The organism is Mesobacillus selenatarsenatis SF-1 (assembly GCF_000813125.1).
GTDB lineage: Bacteria > Bacillota > Bacilli > Bacillales > Cytobacillaceae > Mesobacillus > Mesobacillus selenatarsenatis.
The window spans coordinates 13,864-29,962 of the sequence record NZ_BASE01000084.1; the positions used below are offsets into that span (position 1 = coordinate 13,864).

The following is a 16,099-nucleotide window of genomic DNA, read 5'->3' on the forward strand; positions in this document are numbered from 1 at the left end:
ATGTAAATAATTCCTACTGCTCCATTGTCTTACATTTAGAGACTTACCACAGTTACCCAGTTACTTAAACATTTAGTCCTAGAAAAAATATTGGTAAATTTTTCTCCATCTTCTTTATTTACCCGAAAAGGATGATTATTTCAGTGTTTTGGTAACTCTTTTAAAAAAACCATGAGATTTTTTGCCCATATTAAAGACAAAGGACCCAGGGAATGTCCTGGGTCCTTAAGCTCTTTATAACGACTTACGATAGATTTCCAGTACGTCGTCTCGATTCAATTTTGCAAAGTTGCCAAACTCGCCATTTACCATTGCTTTGTCAGCCATCACTTCAAGCTTGCTGTCGTCAATGTCATAATCAGCAAGTCTTGATGGTGCACCAATGCTGTTCCAGAATTCACGCAGCTTTTCGATTCCTTCCAAACCTGCTTCTTCGTCTGTCTTGCCTTCTGGATTTACGCCGAAAACTCTGACAGCCATTTTCTTGAAGCGTTCTGGTTTCACCTTAAGATTATGCTTCATCCAGTTCGGGAACAGGATGGCTAGCCCGCCTCCGTGAGGAATATCATACACTGCTGATACGGCGTGCTCGATATTATGAGTTGCCCAATCGCCGCGGTATCCCATATTAAGGATACCGTTCAATGCCATCGTTCCTGAATAAAGAATCGTTGCACGATATTCGTAGTTCTCTAAATCCTCAAGCAGTTTAGGAGCTGTTTCCATCACTGTCAACAGCAAGGATTCGGCCATGCGGTCCTGGAATTCAGTGTTCTCTGTCAGATGGAAATAATGCTCCAAAACATGTGACATCATGTCAACAATGCCGTAAATTGTTTGGTCCTTAGGCACTGTAAATGTGTTTACAGGATCCAAAATTGAGAATTTAGGGAACGTCACCGGGCTGCCCCAGCCATATTTTTCATTCGTTTCCCAATTGGTAATGACAGAACCGGCATTCATTTCAGAACCTGTAGCGGCCAAAGTCAATACAGTCCCGAATGGCAGTGCTTCTGATGCAAAAGCCTTCTTAGTAACAAGGTCCCATGCATCGCCATCGTATTTGGCTCCGGCTGCAATAGCTTTCGTGCAGTCAATTACACTGCCGCCGCCCACTGCAAGCAGGAATTCAATACCTTCTTCTTTGCATATTTTTACGCCTTTATGGACAGTTGACAGCCGAGGGTTTGGTTCAACACCCGAAAGTTCGAATACCTCCGCGCCAATTTCATTGAGAGTGTTCATGACAGAATCATAAAGTCCGTTTCGCTTAATGCTGCCACCTCCGTACACGAGCAGAACCTTCTTGCCATACTGAGGGACCTCATTCTTCAGTTCCTCAAGCTGACCTTTTCCAAAAATAAGCTTAGTTGGATTATAAAATGTAAAGTTATCCATTCTTATCACCTTCCTCAAGGCTAATTATGTCCCTTTTTAAAAAGCAATGCAAAAAATACACTTCTTAATGTTCTCCAATGTGCTCCAAAATGTTTCATCTTTTTACTTACGGATAAATTTTAATATGTTCAGGATGAATAATTCATCATCTGCTGAATCACTCTATAAAAGAACAAATTTATTTGAAGGAGGAAACACCTATGAGCGGTATTCAACGTGCAGCACTTGTTCTTACCATTATCGGGGCCATCAACTGGGGATTAGTAGGATTTTTCCAATTCGATCTTGTTGCAGCAATTTTCGGCGGACAGGATTCAGCATTGGCTCGAATCATTTATGGCCTGGTTGGTCTTGCTGGTTTAATAAACATCGGTCTTCTTTTCGCACCAAGCGAAAGAGAGGAAAGAGCGGCAGAGCCACGAGCAACTCGATAATTCGAAAAGCGCAAGCGCCTTGGTCAGCCCCAACAAGTGCTGGAGGAACGACGGGTGAAGTCGTTCTTTGACTTCATTCGGCGGACCGAAGCATCTTGAGGGACTAGGCGCTGGAGCTGGACAAAGAAAAGCGCAAGCGCCTTGGTCAGCTCCGACGATATTCACATGAAAACCCGCCATTTCGAGGCGGGTTTTCTCATTTTTATGATAATACTTTCTTGATTCGTTCAATTGCCCAGTCCAGCTCTTCCTGGCTGATGACAAGAGGCGGTGCGAAGCGGATGACGGTATCATGAGTCTCCTTACAAAGCAGACCTTCTTCTTTCAAATCTTCACAATACTTACGTGCAGGTTCCGTTAACTCAACACCAATGAACAAACCGCGACCGCGGATATCTTTGATGATGGAATTATCGATTTCACGGAGCTTGCTAATGAAGTATTCTCCAAGTTCAAGGGAGCGGTCTGCAAGCTTCTCGTCGATTAATACATCCAGGGAGGCGTTCGAAACTGCACATGCCATCGGATTACCACCGAAAGTTGAACCGTGTGAACCTGGATTGAATACACCCAATACATCATTGTCAGCTACAACACAGGAAATCGGGAATACTCCGCCGCCAAGTGCTTTTCCAAGGATGTACATGTCGGGCTCGATATCCTCCCATTCGCATGCGAACATTTTTCCAGACCTTGCGAGACCAGCCTGGATTTCATCAGCGATGAACAGGACATTGTTTTCTTTGCATACATCGTAGGCAGCTTTCATGAATCCTTCAGGTGGAATGACGATTCCCGCCTCACCCTGAATCGGTTCAATCAAGAAGGCTGCAGTGTTAGGAGTGATCGCTTCCTTCAGCGCATCCAGGTCACCGTAAGGGATTAGTTTGATTCCTGGCAGCATCGGACCAAAGCCGCGTTTGTATTCTTCTTCAGATGATAAAGAGACCGCCGTCATTGTGCGGCCATGGAAGTTGCCAATACAAGCGATGATTTCTGCCTGGTTGTCACCAACACCTTTGACATCATATGCCCAGCGGCGAGCAGCTTTAATAGCCGTTTCAACCGCTTCTGCTCCAGTGTTCATCGGCAAAGCCATTTCTTTATTCGTCATCTTGCAAATCTTTTCATACCATGGTCCTAGCTGATCATTGTGGAATGCTCTTGAAGTAAGAGTCACACGGTCAGCCTGGTCCTTAAGCGCCTGGATGATCTTAGGATGGCGGTGCCCCTGGTTGACAGCTGAATATGCACTCAGCATGTCCATATATCTGTTGCCTTCAGGATCCTCTACCCAAACTCCCTCAGCTTTCGAAATAACGATTGGCAGCGGATGATAGTTATTCGCACCATACTTTTGAGTCTGCTCGATCAAAGAACTAGTTTTTGTTGCCATGAACCTTCCTCCGTTCCAATGAAAAAATTGGTTAGACAATCATATTGTAACCTGTAAGCCCTTTCATTTTAACCCCCTAAAAAAGATTGGGGGCAGGTTTTTCCATGGAACTTGTCTGCACAGCTATATGTTCTGACAGCTATTCTTGGTTTTCTCCGGAAGTTATCCGAAGTTAGCTCATGTTCTGACAGCTTTTCATGACTTCCCTTGAAAATTGTCCAAAATCACCTCAAGTTCTGCATTTCCAGGCAATAAAAAAACCGGACGAAAAGTGTCCGGTTTTTGCATTAAAACTTATTTCTTAGCCATATCTGACTGGTTGATCCACTCTTGAAGTTTGTCCTTCAAAGTGTTGAAGCCTTGAGCTGAGTCATCCTGGTGCTGAACTACAGCAGCTGGTCGCTTAGCGCCGCGTGGCTTCTTAGCGCGTTGTGGTTGTTCTGGTGCTTCTTCAGTAGCACGGATAGATAAACCAATTTTTCCAGCAGCTTCATCAATTGACAAAACTTTCACTTTCACTTCATCGCCAACTGTAAGGTGCTCGTTAACATCCTTAACATAACCGTGTGTGATTTCTGAAATGTGCACAAGACCTTGTGTATTTTCATCTAACGCTACGAAAGCGCCATATGGCTGGATTCCTGTAACTTTTCCTGTTAAAACGCTGCCTACTTGAATATTTTCTGACATGGAAACACTCCTAAATATTGTTTTATTTTATCCCATTAATACGCAATTAAAAATTATATCATATTCTGTAGCATTTATCAAAAGGAATAAGATAATTCTATATGAGTGTTTCCATTATTGTAATGGCAAAAACTGGACTTTCCAGAATCCGTCATCCTGGACTATCTGAAAGACTGGAGCATTCGGGCGATCATTGTAATGAAGCTGGATTCCAATCACTTTTTCCGGATCATCATCCGGATGGTAAAGGGAAGCAAACTCATATCCCCTCAGAGCTTCGCTAAGCGCCATTTTTGCTTCCTTCATTTCTTGTATATATTGTTCTTCAGGAGGCTGCCCGCCATTCTTGCTGTAAAGAGCGTATTTGGTTTCGTAATCCCCTTCCTGGTCTGCATGGAAGTACAATTGCATGATTTCAAACGGTCCGTAATTCTTCAGAATATTGAAGTCCTTCTTGGCTGCGAATTCCTTATAGCTAGACATCAGGGAATCAGAAATCGGGAGCACTTTTCTGTCAATGGTGTCCTCCCGTTTTAAATGGGCTGGAATCTCCATTATACCATGGATAATCAAGCTTCTCGCCAGGAGCAGGCTTTCGGAAGTTGTTGCTTTCCATCTTTTTGTACATATTTTTCACCGCTTCAGCTGTGTCGGTCTCAGGATAGGTTTCAAACAAATACAAGTATGCTTTTTTCACTTCATCTTTTAGCTCGTTATTTTGGTCATAAATATGTTGACTGACAACAAAGAGAGCATATAGCGACTTAACGTCATTCCTCATTGTTTCCTCAATAGTATCATCTTTGACTGCGGCTATCGTTTTTTCTATTTTTACCAGTAAATCTGCCAGACTCTCAAAGGAAATAACCTCTCCGTTTTGATCCTGAACTCTGTTGCTCCTAAGTTCCAAATACTTTATAAAATCTTCATTAACTTCTCCACGAAGGCGGTCTGCAATGCCGATAAAATTCACATACGGAATGATCCTGCCTTCTTCTTCTCTAAAAGCATATCCATTTTCAACAGCCTTTGAAGACATCTCTTTCAACTTAGTAAAAGAAATACCTTCTCCACTAGCATTCATCTTTTTGACAACCTCGGTGACACTATCATTCTTCATCGCTTTATTTATGTCATCTTCGTAATAGGTCATCGAAAGATAATAGGCCCCCAAAAAAGACTCCAGTTGATTAAGGAGGTTATACTCGGGACCATCTAATGAAATTTCGTCATTTTTTTCTTGCAGAAGCCTGTCAATGATCTCTGCTGGCATGGTGAATGCATGATCGATGTCACTGGTAAATCCTTCCCTTGTATCTTCCAAATCACTTTCTCGATAGGCTTCCAGGTTTGATAGAAATGCTAGTTCCGCATCTTTAAGTTCCATTGGAATATCTCCATATAGATAATTTTCAAATCCTGATAAAAACCCCAGCTTTTCTTTAGTCTCAAGTTCCCTCTGCTGATAATACTCATGTAAATCCTCAAACACGGCTCTTACATCCGCTTTCCTCAAATCACCGTAGCCATTTTCAGCGGATGATGCCTGGTGCTGTTCTGTTTTCTCTTCGGAAGGGGCATGATTTCCAATATATTGCATCATTAAAACTCCTGCAATCATCCCCACCCCCATAAAGCTTGCAGCGTAAGGCAGGTGAAACCATTTGTTTTGTTTCTGCTTCTTTTGGTCTTTCTTGATTGCCGCAAGGATCGCTGAACGGGTCTCATCTTCCGGCATGTCATCGTATGCTTTTTTCAGGCTTTCCAGTTTCTTCTCCAATAACTGATCATCCATGGTTTGCACCTTCCTTCTTTTCTGCTAGAGTGAGCAGCTTCTTCAAGTGTTCCTTCCCTCTTGACATCCGTGTCTTTACATTTGCCAGCGATGCTCCTGTAATTTCAGAGATATCATCATAGCTTTTATCGTGAAAATAAAAGAGCACGATCGGTACCCGATACTTCTCATCAAGTTTTTGGATACACTCATGCAGTGTCCTGTCTTCCTCAAATCGCAGGATGCTTTCTTCTGCTGTCTTCCCGTTGTATGATCGTTCCTTGCCGATTTTCAGCACCTTTTTTATTTGCCTTTGTTTACTGCGCGCAAAATCCCTCGTGACATTCAAGGTGATTTTATAGAGCCAGGTTGTGAATTTGGCGTGAGAAAATTGGTCGAGGAAGCGGTATACCCTAACGAATACTTCCTGGGTGATATCATCTATGTCGTCATATTTGTTCCCAAGCTGGAAAGCAAAGCGCTTGACGGTTGGAGTATGGATATCGATCAACTCCGCGAAAGCCTGCATATTGCCGTTCCGGGATCGGAACACTAATTCATCATCATTCATTTTGGATCCCCCAAACTGATACCTTATCTTTTTTCTTTTTTAACGAGAGACTGCTGCGGCCGCTTGCACTTCCGTCTCTTCAAGCAAAATTCTTTATCTATAAAACGGCGTATTTTATTTTTTGTTTCAAAAAAATAACAAATCACTCAATAATTGTTTAAAGCCTGAAAATGCTATGCTTTTTCCTGAAAAAATAGTAACATGAAAAGGTATTTTTTTATTTTGTCAGAAAATATAAATATTCAGATTTTTAAAAGGAGTTTTCTTATGAACAAGCACGAACAATGGACTTCAAAGCTCGGATTCATCCTCGCTGCGGCTGGATCTGCCATTGGGCTCGGGGCAATTTGGAAATTCCCCTATATGGCAGGTACAAATGGAGGCGGCATTTTTCTTATCTTCTTCTTACTAATGACCATTTTTATCGGCGCACCTATATTGCTGGCTGAATTCATCATTGGCCGCAATAGCCAAAAGGACGCGGTTATGTCTTATAAGCAACTGGCTCCAAAAAGCGCATGGCCATTACTTGGATATGGCGGTGTCATTGCCTCTTTCCTGATTCTGTCTTTCTATAGTGCAGTTGGCGGCTGGATCCTTTCCTACTTGGCGCGGAGTTTCACAGGATCACTTTCAGGATTGACCCAGGCGGAATACGGGGCAGCATTTGAAAGCATCATATCCAATCCTATAGAGGCAGTTGCTGTCCAGCTGTTATTCCTCGTCCTCACTATTTGGGTCGTTCAGGGCGGAGTCCAGCAGGGCATTGAAAAAGCGAGCAAATATATGATGCCCGCTCTGTTCATTCTATTTTTCATCCTCGTTATCAGGTCTTTGACACTGGATGGAGCGATGGCCGGGGTCGAATTTTTCCTGAAGCCTGATTGGTCGGCTGTTACAGGTCAAACCATTTTGATGGCACTGGGACAATCCTTTTTTGCACTAAGTGTCGGATTGTCAGTAATGGTGACTTATGCTTCTTATTTGCCTAAAGGGGAGAGCCTGGCGAAATCAGCATTTTCAGTAGTCGGGTTGAACATTCTCATCTCGCTGCTCGCTGGCCTTGTCATTTTCCCGGCCGTATTCGCGCTTGGTTTTACGCCGGAAGCCGGTCCTGGGCTTGTTTTTGTTGTACTTCCTGCCGTTTTTAATGAAATTGCATTTGGCGGTTTATTCCTGACGATTTTCTTGATCTTACTGCTTTTCGCGACATTGACTTCCGCGTTTTCAATTTTGGAGATCATCGTCGCAGTTCTATCTAAAGGGGACAAAAATAAACGGAAAAAGTTTTCCTGGATTGCAGGTTTGCTGGTTTTTGCCGCAGGAATTCCGAATGCCCTCTCCTTCGGTGTTTTATCAGAGGTGAAATTCTTCGGTAAAACTTTCTTTGATCTCGCTGACTTCCTGACGAGCAATATCGCCCTGCCTCTTGGCGCCTTTTTCATCGCCATATTCGTCGGCTATGTGCTTCCCCGAAAAATGGTCAGACGTGAAATGGAGGAAGGCACTGAAAGTAATCCGTTGTTATTCAACATTTGGTATTTTTCCATCCGCTACATCGTACCAATAGGTATTGCCATTGTGTTTTTACAATCGATTGGTATAATTTAAAGTTAAGAAAACGTTCACATTATTGTCGGTATTTTCAAAAATTTAATGATAAACTTATAGTAAGAGATATTTTATTTTTGGAGGTGATGAGCGATGACTGCAATTGGACAGAATATCAAGACGTGCCGTGAACGAGTCGGAATTTCTCAAGAGGAGCTCGCTTTAAAAATCAGGGTAGGTACGCGGACAATCCAAAGATACGAAAGCGGCGAGCAGACACCTAAATCGCAGACGATTCTAAAGATCTCAACAGCACTCGATGTCCCTGCATCAGAGTTAATGGGAGATATATATTACGCTGCACCACCAGAACTCGACCAAAGACCAAGCAGCTTATAACCTTAATAATCATCATATACCTTAGCAGGCAGATTCTTTGCCTGTTTTATTTTTTATAAAACCCTTTTTCGTTAAAAATTTCGAAAATGAATGTATACTTTCTGCCAATCTGGCTATCCTAGTCCCATAAGGCTTTCTAGTACTTCCCCCCTTTTTTAATGGACACCAGCATTGGTGTCCATATTTTTTTGGGTTTATAGTCTTTTTTTTTGTGTGAAGTCGCGTTTTGCGGGGAAAATAAATGGCATACCTTGCCTAATTCGCTAATAATGTCAGGAGTGAAAGCCGATGGAATTCGCCAGGAATAAAACCGTAAGAGGAATCGATCTTTACTACGAGCACTATCAGAACCCAGAGGCGAAGGAAACACTGGTTTTGCTTCATGGATTTCTTTCCTCAACTTTCAGCTTCAGGCACTTGGTCCCCCTGCTAAAAGAGGATTATAACGTCATATCCGTGGACCTTCCCCCTTTTGGGAAAAGCGGCAAGATTTCTAGCTTTAAATATTCCTACGAGAACCTTGCCGCGACAGTCGTTGAGCTGATGAAATCCCTGGGTGTCCGTGAATTTAATGTCGTTGGGCATTCGATGGGCGGCCAAATTGCCATGAATATCCTTTTGCATCATCCAGATTATGCAAAAAAAGGAATCCTGCTTTGCAGCTCCGGATATTTGAAAAAGGCAAAGCTGCCGCTTGTACTTTCAAGCTACATCCCATATTTCCACCTATATGTAAAGTTCCATCTGGCACGCTCAGGGGTTAAACAGAACTTGCAGAACGTCGTCTATGACCATTCAATGATCAACGATGAGATGCTTTATGGCTATCTCTCTCCATTTTTAGAGGATGATATTTTCAAAGCCCTGACGATGATGATCCGCCACCGAGAAGGCGATCTTTCAGCTGAGGAATTACGGAAAATAGAAACACCATGCCTGCTGGTCTGGGGTGAACATGATAAAGTCGTCCCGGTCCGTGTCGGGAGAAAGTTGAATAAGGATTTGAAGAATTCCGAGCTGATCATTTTAAAGGAAACCGGCCACCTTGTCCCCGAGGAACGCCCTGAAGATGTCCATCAGCTGATCAACAGGTTCATGGCAGCGGAGGAAACAGCAGAAGCAACAGCAAACGGCAGCCTTTGATGGCTGCCGTTTCTGCTAGTGCGTTGTGTGCAGTTTTATAAAGAACAAACGTCTTCGTTCTTGATGGCCAGCAAGGTGTTTGCTATTGAAAGGCACTCTTGGTATGGCAAAACTTGTTCAAAAGAAAATTCAAATACAGACTGGATCCTGCGGGCGATTTTATCGGCTTCGTCATGATCGTGGACAGCCTGGAGAATATCAGCGATTTCGGGGTCGAATTCTCCTTCTCCTACTTTGAAAGGATCCCAATTATTTAAAACATGAATCAATTTATAGCTAAGTTCTTTAGATTCCAAATTCAATCACCTGATTATTTTTTAAAATTATCTTATCATATTGTTAGTGAGAGTTAAATTTTTCAGGAAAAGGGCGGTGCGTACATATGGAAAAAATAGATTTTGACAAAGTAGTTGACCGGAACAATTCGCATTCAGTGAAGTGGGATGCAATCGATAAGGTTTTTGGCAAAGACGATGTCCTGCCAATGTGGGTCGCGGATATGGACTTCCATCCTCCTCAGGCAGTTACCGATGCGCTGAAGGACCGGATCGAACACGGAGTTTTTGGATACACCTTTGTCCCGATGTCAGTGACAGAAGCCATCCAGGACTGGATGAAAAAGCGCCATGACTGCGAGTTCAAGAAATCGTCAATCGTTTTTAGCGAAGGCGTCGTCCCTTCGATCAGCACCGCAATTCGGGCATTTACGGAAAAAGGCGATAAGGTGCTTGTTCATTCTCCTGTGTACCCACCATTTTTCAACATGGTCAATAATAATGACCGAACTCTGGTAACATCTAATCTCCTATACGAAAACGGGAGATTCGAACTCGACTTTGCTGACTTTGAAGCGAAGCTGGAAGAAGGAGTGAAGATGTTCATCCTTTGTAACCCGCATAATCCGGGCGGTAGAGTCTGGACTCGGGATGAACTGGAAAAAATCGGCGACCTGTGCGTGAAGCATGACTGCCTGATTGTTTCCGATGAAATCCACTCCGACCTAGTGTTCAAACCAAATGTCCATATACCGATTGCTTCAATTAAAGACGAGTTCAGGGAAATCACGACAACCTTCGTTGCGCCAAGCAAAACCTTTAATCTCGCTGGACTCCAGGCGTCTGCTGCACTGATCCCGAACAAGGATCTGAAGGCCAAATTCAAAGAAATTCATGATCAGCAAGGCTTCTTCACCCTGAATGCCTTCGCGATTGCCGGAATGGAGGCAGCCTATCGCGGCGGCGAGGAATGGCTTGATCAGCTATTAGCTTATCTGGATGAGAATATGAAAATAGCTACAGACTTTATGGCAGAACACCTGCCTGCACTCAAGCCGATGAAAGCAGATGCCACTTATCTTTTGTGGATCGACTGCCGAGAACTTGGATTGAGGGACGAGGAGATAAAGGATACTCTGCTCAATAAAGGCAAGCTTGGACTTGAACCAGGGACGAAGTACGGTGAAGGCGGAGAAGGATTTGTACGGATGAATCTCGCCTGCCCGCGTGAAACCTTGAATGAGGGACTAGAAAGATTGAGACTGGCATTCAGTTAGACTTTAAAAAAGCAAAAATGGAGCCGTCCCCTTCGGGCAGGCTCCATTTTTTATGCGCTCACTTCCAGCGCTTCGTAATATGGCTCTAAGGAATATCCAATGATCGTGTCCATGAATGGGTGCAGCTTTTCCGGAATCAGCATGCGCGCGTGATCCCAGGCATTCATCTCAATCTGGAGAGCAACCTTCTTTTTTAACACGTCATTGCCGGTTTCCATCATCTGCTGGATTAGCTCCGCAAGTTCGCGGTCCTCGGCATGGCCAATTTCATGGGCAAAGACGACCGCAAGATAATCTTCAAATTGATCTAATGACGAAAAGAGCTGCAGGCATTGCGCCTTGATCTCTTCAATATATAAAGTAATCTTATGAGTTCCAAAATTATATTTCCCGCCCGCAAACCGGTCTCCAGGGAAAAAATCCTCAAGTTCAACCTGGACACTGCTGCCAGATTGGACAAGAATTGTGTCGACAATATTCTCGATCTGTAAGTTCTTCAATTTATACCCCTACTCTTGATTTTAGAATATAAATTGTATTATATCGCTTTAGTAAAATAATAAAAACATGACTTTTACCCCAGTTTTTAATGAGTTAAACCTTTTTTGGAACATAATAATTGTCTGATTACTGAAAAGAAAGGATAATCCCCTTGAATTTGGTACCTGATTCCGCGAAAAGGGAGGATAATCCTCGAAAACGATGCCTGATTCCGCGAAAAGAGAGAGGAATCCCGCGAAACCGGTGCTTGATTCCGCGAAAACCAAACGGAATTCCGCGAAATTCCATCATAATTCCGCGAACTGGAAATTCCGCGTGTTTTTTTCCAGTTCCAGTTGAAACAAAAAAAAGAACAGCCACTCAATCAGCTGTTCTCCTTTGTATCATTCATTTGTTTCATGATTGCCTGCTCGTGTTCCTTTGCTTTCTGCGCTTCCCTTTTGGAAACTTTGATGATGTATCTCATCGTCAGGACTGCCCCAATCAGGAAAACGAGAGAAGTGATCGCAGCCGGTATATATTCAGACTTGTCTTCTGGAAAATATAAAAACAATGAGATGACAAACCACTTACTCATGCTCATCTTCCTTTCTTAAGCTCTCAAAACATTATATCAAGCTTTAGGAATCTCTCCAACATGGTGCTACGTACTACTTCAATACATTGATTTTTTCGATGACGACATCTTTTTCCGGCTTGTCCTGTGCGCCTGTTGGCGTTGCGGCAATCTTGTCGACAACATCCATTCCCTCTACAACCTGGCCGAAGACGGTATGTCCGCCATCAAGATGTGGTGTTCCGCCATTTTCATACATCTTCAGCACTTCTTCGGGGTAGCCTGCCTGCTTCATCTTCTCTGGCAAACTAGCATCAAGCTCTTTATTCTGGACGATAAAGAACTGGCTTCCGTTCGTGTTCGGTCCTGAATTAGCCATCGACAATGCTCCGCGAATGTTGAAAAGCTCCCGTGAAAATTCGTCTTCAAACGGGCCGCCGTAAATGCTTTCGCCGCCCATTCCAGTTCCATTAGGGTCGCCACCCTGAATCATAAACCCGTCAATAACGCGGTGGAAGATGACTCCTTCATAGTAGCCCTCTTCGCTGTGCTTAATAAAATTCTCTACTGCCTTAGGAGCCTGCTCAGGAAAAAGCTTGATTTTAACACTTCCCATGGAAGTGACCATTTCCACAAGCCTTTCATTATCCTGAACTTCGGCAGTCGCTTGAGGGTAATCAAGATCTTCCTCGCCCTGTCCAGCTTGTCCAGCATTAGTTCTTTCTTCCTTCTGCTTGTCTGCTTCCTGCTTTTCATCGGCTGTACCGCAGCCTGCAAGTAAAACCATCATTGCCAATAAAATAGCGAATATTTTTTTAGTCATTGTATGTATCCCTCCTATTAGACACTTTAAACGATTACAAAATGTTTTGCATCTGTCTTTTTTGCTATAATATAAGAAATTATCCCGAATCCGAAAGGAGCTTCAACATGGCTGAATTGAACATTGGCGATCAGGTAACCGCCATTTATAAGACTGGCAAATACATAGGCGAAATCACGGAACGCAGGCCACAACACTATCTTGTCCGAGTATTGGCTGTCGCAAAACACCCAATGCAGGGCGACCTCCATAATCCAAAGGATGCGGCAGTTGGCTTTTTCCATGAAAGAAAGGCACTTTCCTACCGCGAACAAGCAAATATTCCTGAAAAAATGGTCAAGAAATTCGATGGTGAAATCCCAGAATACCTTGAGTCATTAAAAGAAGCTACCAGCAAGCTTCGTGCCGAACTACAAGGCGACGATTCTGCCTGGGCACAGCAAAGCCTGAGAAATTTGGAGTCTCTCCAAAAAGACTATTTTAAAAGCCTGTAATACCTATCATATAACGCCAAAAGCCAGATTGTATTTTCCAATCTGGCTTTTCTATGCGAATTTATTGAGCAGTTTAGAAAAATCGACCATGTCCCCGATCGTTGCAGGTTCTGGTTTTTGAAGATATTGTTTGTCTTTCTCCACGAGCTTGTAAATATGGTATGTCGTCAAAGCATCATCCAGAGCACGATGATGTTTTCCTGTCCCTTCCCTCCCATACTCCTGAACGGCCTTCCATAGACCCGTCTGATTCTGGTCACCGAAGAAACGCTTATACTCCATTGATAGATCGATTTGCTTTCCTGGCAGTGGAAAAGCTACAGAAGCCTGCTGGCAATTTTGCTGTAATACCTTCATGTCCATATTGCCCCAGGTGACAATCTGGCAATTCTTGCTCCCACCCATCGACTTAAGCTTATCTACCAAAGCCTTGAACGTGATACCTGAATTCACCTGTTCCTGAGAAATGCTCAGGAATGAACGGCAGCGTTCTGTCAAAATCGGAAAACGCATCGGCCTTACATAGGAAGAAAATTGTTCAACAATCTTGCCGTTCTCGACAAGGACAGCGCCAGCTTCAATGATTTCCGGGTAAAAGCCCCTTCTCCTGCTGTTGCGATCAGGCATCGTAAACTCAAAATCAATAAATAATGTTGTCCTTTCTTTTTCGCTCATGCTTCCCCAACTTTCTGAAAAGCCAGTAGTTGTATGTAACCAGTATATGCTTTTCGGTCGATTATTTTTTCTATTATATCACGTTTTTGGATAAATTTTTAAATTTTCTGCAATTTAGACGTAGCATTTTTTTGAACGGAAGGGGTATCGGAAAAAGAAGTGAAAAACAGCTCGTTCGTTCCGATAATAGATGAGTAATAAAAAATCATTTTGAAGCAGAAAGGAATTACCTTGAGGATTATTACAGGCTATCTTTTGATTTTACTATTGATCCCAGCGTTTATTGCAGTTGTCATTTTAACTTATACCGAAGCGGGCAATGCCGTGAGCTTCAGTGATACTCTTGATGAAAAGATTGATCTTTCAGAGACGAAACTTTCTCATACCAGTTTAATCCTTGCCAGTAACGACGAGGTCATCACCGAAATTTATCGACCGATGAACAGGAGCTATGCTGCGGGGCATGAAATCCCTGATTTTATAAAAAATGTGTTCATTATTTCTGAAGATCGTAATTTTGAAAAGCATCCTGGCTTTGACCTGCCGGCGATCGGCCGCGCTCTCGCAATCAATATTCACTCAGACGACATTGAACAAGGCGCGAGCACCATTACCCAGCAGCTGGCTAGGAACCAGCATTTGACCCATCACAAATCTTATAATCGCAAGCTGAGCGAAGTTTTATATGCTTACCAGCTGGAGAAGTCTTTTTCAAAGGCAGAAATTCTCGAGCAGTATTTAAATGCAATTTATTTTCACAATAATGCATATGGGATCAAGGCTGCGGCGGATCTTTATTTTAAAAAAGCGCCTGCAAAATTGTCTGAGGCAGAACAGACTTTCCTCGCTGCCATTCCTAATAATCCGTCCTACTATGATCCAATCAAATATTTTGAACGGACGAAGAAGCGCCAAGAACGGCTGATCGATCAGCTTGCACAACATGGAAAAATCAAATCTGAAGCGGCTGAAAAGTTAAAAAAGGAACCAATCACCCTGAAAGTCGATTCCCGGAAAAATTTAAATCCAGATTATTCTTCCTATGCATTACATGAACTGAGAGAACTGATTTCCGAACAGGAGAATATCAATAATACTAATGACTTAACCGCTAGAATTGAGGAGTTGCTTCGTTCAGGTGTGACCATCCATACAAATCTAGATATTGAAATGCAAAAACGGACAGTCCAGGCAGTCGCAGCTCATCTGCCAGAAGCAAAGATCCAAGGGGCTGCCACAGTGATCAACCATGAAACTGGCCAGATTGTCGCTATTTCAGGAGGAAAGGGTTATCAGAGCGGAGACTTCAATCGTGCATACCAGGCTTTTCGCCAGCCGGGCTCATCAATAAAGCCATTGCTTGTCTATGCCCCATACTTTGAAAGGTTTGATGCAAACCGGGATTCTCAAATTAACGCAGGTCCCCTTTGCATCAAAGGATATTGCCCGAAAAACTACGGAGGTTCCACTTATGGGGTTGTTACACTTGAAAGGGCGTTCATTAACTCCTACAACACACCTGCAGTGAGAATTTTACAGCAGGTTGGCGTGGACGAAGCATTCGGTGACCTTAAAGCATTTGATTTTGGAAAAGTCACAGAACAAGACCGTGTGCTGGCAGCAGCAGTCGGCGGGTTCACAACTGGAACGAGCCCGCTTGAAATGACATCAGCTTATACGGTTTTCAGCAATAAAGGGCTTTTCCTAAAGCCAAGGGCAATCTCGAAGGTAACAGGTTATAACGGAGAGGTACTTTATAAATGGAATGACGAACCTGTCCAGGTATGGAACCCTAGCACCGCCGAAAAAGTCCGAAGCCTCCTGCAGAAGACCGTCACTTCGGGAACTGCACGAAAAGTGGCGGGTGCCGGACCGGATGCTGGCGGAAAGACCGGAACGACAAATGATTTTAAAGATTTCTGGTTCATCGGCTTCAACGGGCCGCTGACTGCAGGCGTGTGGGTCGGCAAAGACCAGCCAGAGAGCATGGAAAATATCAATCATCAGTCGCCACATCTTTTGATTTGGCGTGATATCGTAAAAAAATAGACCGGGCAGAAATTCTGCCCGGCTCCACTTAAATCATTATTTTTGACGGTCACCACCATTATGACGGACACTTTTTCCTTCTTCTCGCCCATA

At 43.4% G+C, this 16,099-nt stretch carries 18 protein-coding genes; 7 read left to right on the top strand and 11 right to left on the bottom strand.

What is annotated here, in order from left to right; genetic code table 11:
* Window positions 1–234: 234 nt before the first annotated feature.
* Window positions 235–1,398 carry an iron-containing alcohol dehydrogenase gene (locus TY49_RS17255; protein WP_041967155.1) on the bottom strand — a complete coding sequence of 388 codons (1,164 nt, stop codon included), beginning with the start codon at window positions 1,396–1,398 and terminating at the stop codon, window positions 235–237.
* A 200-nt stretch (window positions 1,399–1,598) separates the two neighbouring features.
* On the opposite strand from TY49_RS17255, the gene TY49_RS17260 reads away from it, so the two are divergent.
* The gene (locus TY49_RS17260; RefSeq protein WP_023626663.1) at window positions 1,599–1,832 is read left to right on the top strand and encodes a DUF378 domain-containing protein; all 234 of its coding nucleotides are present in this window, start codon (window positions 1,599–1,601) and stop codon (window positions 1,830–1,832) included.
* A 202-nt stretch (window positions 1,833–2,034) separates the two neighbouring features.
* Here the strand turns inward: TY49_RS17260 and TY49_RS17265 are convergent, their stop codons facing one another.
* The 5 genes from TY49_RS17265 to TY49_RS17285 form a co-directional block, all read right to left on the bottom strand.
* Window positions 2,035–3,228 (bottom strand): ornithine--oxo-acid transaminase, encoded by a 1,194-nt coding sequence (locus TY49_RS17265; RefSeq protein WP_041967156.1) that lies wholly within the window; start codon window positions 3,226–3,228, stop codon window positions 2,035–2,037.
* A 294-nt stretch (window positions 3,229–3,522) separates the two neighbouring features.
* Window positions 3,523–3,918 carry a S1 domain-containing post-transcriptional regulator GSP13 gene (gene yugI, locus TY49_RS17270; protein WP_041967157.1) on the bottom strand — a complete coding sequence of 132 codons (396 nt, stop codon included), beginning with the start codon at window positions 3,916–3,918 and terminating at the stop codon, window positions 3,523–3,525.
* A gap of 114 nt (window positions 3,919–4,032) precedes the next feature.
* Window positions 4,033–4,491 carry a hypothetical protein gene (locus tag TY49_RS17275; RefSeq protein WP_156972719.1) on the bottom strand — a complete coding sequence of 153 codons (459 nt, stop codon included), beginning with the start codon at window positions 4,489–4,491 and terminating at the stop codon, window positions 4,033–4,035.
* Complete coding sequence (locus TY49_RS17280; RefSeq protein ID WP_041967159.1) at window positions 4,433–5,713, bottom strand: hypothetical protein; 1,281 nt, start codon at window positions 5,711–5,713, stop codon at window positions 4,433–4,435. Before TY49_RS17280 ends, TY49_RS17275 begins: the two co-directional genes overlap by 59 nt.
* A complete protein-coding gene (locus TY49_RS17285) occupies window positions 5,706–6,263 on the bottom strand; it encodes an RNA polymerase sigma factor (RefSeq protein WP_041967160.1) in 558 nt (185 codons plus the stop codon). Before TY49_RS17285 ends, TY49_RS17280 begins: the two co-directional genes overlap by 8 nt.
* A gap of 267 nt (window positions 6,264–6,530) precedes the next feature.
* On the opposite strand from TY49_RS17285, the gene TY49_RS17290 reads away from it, so the two are divergent.
* From TY49_RS17290 to TY49_RS17300, 3 genes are all read left to right on the top strand, one after another.
* Complete coding sequence (locus TY49_RS17290) at window positions 6,531–7,874, top strand: sodium-dependent transporter (RefSeq protein ID WP_041967161.1); 1,344 nt, start codon at window positions 6,531–6,533, stop codon at window positions 7,872–7,874.
* 93 nt (window positions 7,875–7,967) lie between these two features.
* Entirely contained in the window at window positions 7,968–8,213 is a 246-nt protein-coding gene (locus TY49_RS17295) for a helix-turn-helix domain-containing protein (RefSeq protein ID WP_041967162.1), read from the top strand.
* A 288-nt stretch (window positions 8,214–8,501) separates the two neighbouring features.
* On the top strand, window positions 8,502–9,356 hold the full coding sequence (locus TY49_RS17300; protein ID WP_041967163.1) for an alpha/beta fold hydrolase: 855 nt from the start codon (window positions 8,502–8,504) through the stop codon (window positions 9,354–9,356).
* A gap of 35 nt (window positions 9,357–9,391) precedes the next feature.
* On the opposite strand, the gene TY49_RS17305 is transcribed toward TY49_RS17300, so the two are convergent.
* On the bottom strand, window positions 9,392–9,652 hold the full coding sequence (locus TY49_RS17305; RefSeq protein ID WP_041967164.1) for a DUF1871 family protein: 261 nt from the start codon (window positions 9,650–9,652) through the stop codon (window positions 9,392–9,394).
* A gap of 86 nt (window positions 9,653–9,738) precedes the next feature.
* Between TY49_RS17305 and TY49_RS17310 the strand changes: the two genes are divergently transcribed.
* Complete coding sequence (locus tag TY49_RS17310; protein ID WP_041967165.1) at window positions 9,739–10,908, top strand: MalY/PatB family protein; 1,170 nt, start codon at window positions 9,739–9,741, stop codon at window positions 10,906–10,908.
* Between the two features lie 50 nt (window positions 10,909–10,958).
* Here the strand turns inward: TY49_RS17310 and TY49_RS17315 are convergent, their stop codons facing one another.
* The 3 genes from TY49_RS17315 to TY49_RS17330 all read right to left on the bottom strand — a co-directional run bounded on the left by TY49_RS17315 (window position 10,959) and on the right by TY49_RS17330 (window position 12,788).
* Window positions 10,959–11,408, bottom strand: a complete 450-nt coding sequence (locus TY49_RS17315; RefSeq protein WP_041967166.1) for a hypothetical protein — start codon at window positions 11,406–11,408, stop codon at window positions 10,959–10,961.
* A 365-nt stretch (window positions 11,409–11,773) separates the two neighbouring features.
* Window positions 11,774–11,986 carry a hypothetical protein gene (locus tag TY49_RS17325; RefSeq protein ID WP_041967168.1) on the bottom strand — a complete coding sequence of 71 codons (213 nt, stop codon included), beginning with the start codon at window positions 11,984–11,986 and terminating at the stop codon, window positions 11,774–11,776.
* Window positions 11,987–12,059: 73 nt separating this feature from the next.
* Entirely contained in the window at window positions 12,060–12,788 is a 729-nt protein-coding gene (locus TY49_RS17330; protein ID WP_041967169.1) for a peptidylprolyl isomerase, read from the bottom strand.
* Window positions 12,789–12,895: 107 nt separating this feature from the next.
* Between TY49_RS17330 and kapB the strand changes: the two genes are divergently transcribed.
* Window positions 12,896–13,282: a kinase-associated lipoprotein KapB gene (kapB, locus tag TY49_RS17335; RefSeq protein WP_041967170.1), complete on the top strand. Its 387-nt coding sequence runs from the start codon at window positions 12,896–12,898 to the stop codon at window positions 13,280–13,282.
* A 51-nt stretch (window positions 13,283–13,333) separates the two neighbouring features.
* Here kapB and kapD read toward each other — a convergent pair whose 3' ends face one another.
* Window positions 13,334–13,957 carry a 3'-5' exonuclease KapD gene (kapD, locus tag TY49_RS17340; RefSeq protein ID WP_041967171.1) on the bottom strand — a complete coding sequence of 208 codons (624 nt, stop codon included), beginning with the start codon at window positions 13,955–13,957 and terminating at the stop codon, window positions 13,334–13,336.
* 231 nt (window positions 13,958–14,188) lie between these two features.
* Here kapD and TY49_RS17345 point away from each other — a divergent pair, with 231 nt between their 5' ends.
* A complete protein-coding gene (locus TY49_RS17345) occupies window positions 14,189–16,006 on the top strand; it encodes a transglycosylase domain-containing protein (RefSeq protein ID WP_041967172.1) in 1,818 nt (605 codons plus the stop codon).
* The last annotated feature ends 93 nt before the right edge of the window (window positions 16,007–16,099 follow it).

Excerpts from the sequence above, each read along its gene's own strand:
- kapD (WP_041967171.1), bottom strand. The coding sequence starts at position 13,957 with ATGAGCGAAAAAGAAAGGACAACATTATTTATTGATTTTGAGTTTACG.
- TY49_RS17290 (WP_041967161.1), top strand. The coding sequence starts at position 6,531 with ATGAACAAGCACGAACAATGGACTTCAAAGCTCGGATTCATCCTCGCT.
- TY49_RS17330 (WP_041967169.1), bottom strand. The coding sequence starts at position 12,788 with ATGACTAAAAAAATATTCGCTATTTTATTGGCAATGATGGTTTTACTT.
- TY49_RS17310 (WP_041967165.1), top strand. The coding sequence starts at position 9,739 with ATGGAAAAAATAGATTTTGACAAAGTAGTTGACCGGAACAATTCGCAT.
- TY49_RS17260 (WP_023626663.1), top strand. The coding sequence starts at position 1,599 with ATGAGCGGTATTCAACGTGCAGCACTTGTTCTTACCATTATCGGGGCC.
- TY49_RS17325 (WP_041967168.1), bottom strand. The coding sequence starts at position 11,986 with ATGAGTAAGTGGTTTGTCATCTCATTGTTTTTATATTTTCCAGAAGAC.
- kapB (WP_041967170.1), top strand. The coding sequence starts at position 12,896 with ATGGCTGAATTGAACATTGGCGATCAGGTAACCGCCATTTATAAGACT.
- yugI (WP_041967157.1), bottom strand. The coding sequence starts at position 3,918 with ATGTCAGAAAATATTCAAGTAGGCAGCGTTTTAACAGGAAAAGTTACA.
- TY49_RS17280 (WP_041967159.1), bottom strand. The coding sequence starts at position 5,713 with ATGGATGATCAGTTATTGGAGAAGAAACTGGAAAGCCTGAAAAAAGCA.
- TY49_RS17300 (WP_041967163.1), top strand. The coding sequence starts at position 8,502 with ATGGAATTCGCCAGGAATAAAACCGTAAGAGGAATCGATCTTTACTAC.
- TY49_RS17255 (WP_041967155.1), bottom strand. The coding sequence starts at position 1,398 with ATGGATAACTTTACATTTTATAATCCAACTAAGCTTATTTTTGGAAAA.
- TY49_RS17285 (WP_041967160.1), bottom strand. The coding sequence starts at position 6,263 with ATGAATGATGATGAATTAGTGTTCCGATCCCGGAACGGCAATATGCAG.
- TY49_RS17295 (WP_041967162.1), top strand. The coding sequence starts at position 7,968 with ATGACTGCAATTGGACAGAATATCAAGACGTGCCGTGAACGAGTCGGA.
- TY49_RS17265 (WP_041967156.1), bottom strand. The coding sequence starts at position 3,228 with ATGGCAACAAAAACTAGTTCTTTGATCGAGCAGACTCAAAAGTATGGT.